Annotated in this window: 1 pseudogene; it reads right to left on the minus strand. The window is 63.7% G+C overall.

The features are described from left to right. Positions 1 to 75: 75 nt before the first annotated feature. Positions 76 to 656, minus strand: a pseudogene (locus tag DC522_RS33925) (transposase); the annotation flags it as partial.

Genomic DNA, 656 nt, shown 5'->3' on the forward strand with positions numbered 1-656 from the left:
CTGTGTGGAAACAGGCTGATTGGCACGCTTTGATGATCCAATGGGGTGGTGTGCGGACGGAATGCGGTGTGACCCTCACATCCTGATCCCGGCCAGGAGCGGCCGAACGCCCAGGATGCCGATGACCCGCTTCAGGTTGTAGGCCAGCACGTGCAGGGCCATCTCGGCTGCCGTGGTCTTCAGCCCTTTCGTGAGGAAGTGCGTGGCTCCCATCCAGCCCTTGAATGTGCCGAAGGCATGCTCGACCGTGCTTTTGCGAACCAGCATGGCCTCGGGTCGGGCCCGCAGCCGCTCCTCCATCGCGTCCAGCACCGCCTCATGCTCCCAGCGCCGGATCCGCCGCTCCCGGCCGGTGGTACACTGCGCCTTGAGGGCACAGTCCGCGCACCGGGTGGTCCAGTAGACATGAATCATCATGCCCTTCTCGATCGACGCAAAGCGCCGGGTCAGCTTCTCGTTGGCGGGGCAGCGGTAGGTATCATCGTCCGGCTCATAGACGAAGTCCTGTTTGCCGAAGCGGCCCTCGGCTTTGGCCGGTGAAGTCAGCGGCTTGGGCACCATCGGTGTGATGCCGGCTCTCGTACACGCCAGGATCTCCTCACCCGCCTAATAGCCGCGGTCCGCCAGCACGGTCAGTTCCTCTGTTTGCATGGCAT

It is taken from the genome of Microvirga sp. KLBC 81, from assembly GCF_003075415.1.
Classification (GTDB): Bacteria; Pseudomonadota; Alphaproteobacteria; order Rhizobiales; family Beijerinckiaceae; genus Microvirga.